We start from the raw sequence: 2,374 nt of genomic DNA, 5'->3' as shown, positions 1-2,374 counted from the left end.
GGTGCGGAGGGGAAGCAGGCACAGCACAGGTGGTTTCGTTTCGGGGGCCGGGCCGTTCAGGCCACGGCCCGCACGGAGGCGGCGCGTCCGGTTCCGCGGCCGGTGGCCGGGCCGTGCGCCGGGGCGGTCATGGGCTCCGGGGCGGTGGTGGTCGCGCGTCCGGGAGCCGGAGGCAGCGCGGGCGGCGGCGCACCGACCAGGACGGCCGAACCGCAGTCGACGCACGCTCGCTCCGGGCACTCCTCGCCATGTCCGTCCGGACATGGCGGCTGCTCGAACACACGTTCATCACCGCAGGTGGAGCAGTACAAGGGGGACCTCCCTCGGCTATGACACGCATCACGTTCGCACGCGCCGGTGACAGAATGCGGGACTTCGCTCGGCGTGTCCGGAAGTTCGTCCTGCCACAGGGGTCACCCCAGTGCCCTCCGGCAGCCCTTTCATGGGACCATCACAACGTGACCGCTGACGCTGCCCGCCCCGCCGACGCCGCCGCCGCCGCCGACGCCGCCGTGCGCCCGCCCGACGACGGCGGGCTCTCCGCGAGCCCGTTCCTGCTGGCCTGCCGCAGGCGGCCGGTGCCGCACACGCCCGTGTGGTTCATGCGCCAGGCCGGACGCTCCCTCCCGGAGTACCTCCGGGTGCGCGAGGGCGTCCCGATGCTGGAGTCCTGCACCCGGCCGGAGATGGTCGTGGAGATCACCATGCAGCCGGTGCGCCGGTACGGCGTGGACGCCGCCATCTTCTTCAGCGACATCATGGTGCCGCTCAAGGCCATCGGCGTCGACCTCGACATCAAGCCGGGCGTCGGCCCGGTCATCGCCGACCCGATCCGGGACGCGGCGGGCGTCGCGGCGCTGCGCCCGCTGGTCCCCGACGACGTCCACTACGTGACCGAGGCCGTCGGCGGCCTGGCCGGGGAGCTGGGGCCGACGCCGCTGATCGGGTTCGCGGGCGGCCCGTTCACGCTGGCCTCGTACCTGATCGAGGGCGGTCCGTCCAAGAACCACGAGCGCACCAAGGCCATGATGTACGGCGAGCCCGAGCTGTGGGCGGACCTGATGGACCGCCTCGCCGACCTCACCATCGCGTTCCTGAAGGTGCAGGTCGCGGCTGGGGCGAGCGCCGTGCAGGTCTTCGACTCCTGGGTCGGCGCGGTCGCCGAGCAGGACTACCGCGCGTCGGTCCTGCCGCACGCCCGCCGCATCTTCGCCGAGGTCGAGCCGCTCGGCGTGCCGCGCATCCACTTCGGCGTCGGGACGGGCGAACTGCTCGGCCCGATGGGCGAGGCGGGCGCGGACGTCGTCGGCGTCGACTGGCGGGTGCCGCTGGACGAGGCCGTCAGCCGCGTCGAGCCCGGCAAGGCGCTGCAGGGCAACCTCGACCCGGCGATCCTGTTCGCGCCGTGGGAGACGGTGGAGCGCCGCGCCCGCGACGTGCTGGACCGGGGCCGCACGGCCGAGGGGCACATCTTCAACCTGGGGCACGGCGTCCTGCCGTCCACGGACCCGGACGTGCTGGCCCGCCTCGTGGAACTCGTCCACGAGGCGAGCGCCGAGGACGCACGCTAGCCGGGCGCCCTACTCGCCGGACGGCCCGGCGGCCTCCTGCCGCTCCGGCCGGGGGCCGGGGCCGCCCGCCGGAGGCGCGCCGGTCGAGGACCGGCCGCGCCGGCGGCGCAGGAGCGCCAGCACCGGCAGGCCCAGCACGGCCGCCGTCAGCAGGAAGGGCAGCAGCCAGCCGAACACCATGGCGACGCCTCCGACGAACGCGGTGAAGGCGTCCCAGCCGCTCTCCAGCCCGCCGAGGAACCCGCCGCGGGAGTCGTCCTCGGGCTCCTTCGGCGCGTCCTTGGACACCAGCGTCACGGTGACGGTCGCGAACTGGGTGCGGTTCTTGAGCGACTTCTCGCGCGCCTGCAGCGCCTCCAGGTCGGACTCGCGCTCGGAGATCTCGTTCTCCAGCCGGATGATCTCGTCGATGGAGTCGGCGCGCTCGTACAGCTTCCGGAAGGAGGCGAGCGACGCCTCCGCGGAGCGCACCCGGGCGGCCACGTCGGCGACCTCGCCGGTGACGTCCTCGGCCTCCTGGCTCAGCGAGAGCTTGGTGCCGAGCTCCGTGCCGAGGGTGTTCAGCAGCTCGCCGTAGCGGTCGGCGGGAATCTTCAGGGTGATCTCGGAGCGCGGCGGCTCGGTCCTGCTGGACTCCCGCTCGACGTAGCCGCCCGCGCCGGTGACCAGCTGCTTGGCCTTCGCGGCGGACGCGTTCACGTCCTCCGCCCTGACCCGCAGGGAAGCCGTGTGGACGACCTCGCGCGCCGCGGTGAGCGGGGCCCGCGGCTGCTTCGCGCCCGGCCCCGCGCCCGCCCCTCCGC

At 74.2% G+C, this 2,374-nt stretch carries 2 protein-coding genes; one reads left to right on the top strand and one right to left on the bottom strand.

Annotated elements, in window-relative coordinates; all coding sequences use genetic code 11:
• Positions 1-557 precede the first annotated feature (557 nt).
• On the top strand, positions 558-1,571 hold the full coding sequence (hemE, locus tag E1266_RS36835) for a uroporphyrinogen decarboxylase (protein WP_347876777.1): 1,014 nt from the start codon (positions 558-560) through the stop codon (positions 1,569-1,571).
• A 9-nt stretch (positions 1,572-1,580) separates the two neighbouring features.
• On the opposite strand, the gene E1266_RS36830 is transcribed toward hemE, so the two are convergent.
• Positions 1,581-2,374 (bottom strand): DUF4349 domain-containing protein (locus E1266_RS36830; protein ID WP_132055155.1); only part of this gene is annotated, 794 nt, incomplete at its 5' end.

This window comes from Actinomadura sp. 7K534 (assembly GCF_004348575.1).
GTDB classification, from domain to species: Bacteria; Actinomycetota; Actinomycetes; order Streptosporangiales; family Streptosporangiaceae; genus Spirillospora; species Spirillospora livida.
Note: the sequence above shows the minus strand (reverse complement) of the source record. Positions and strands in the feature narration are given on the sequence as shown.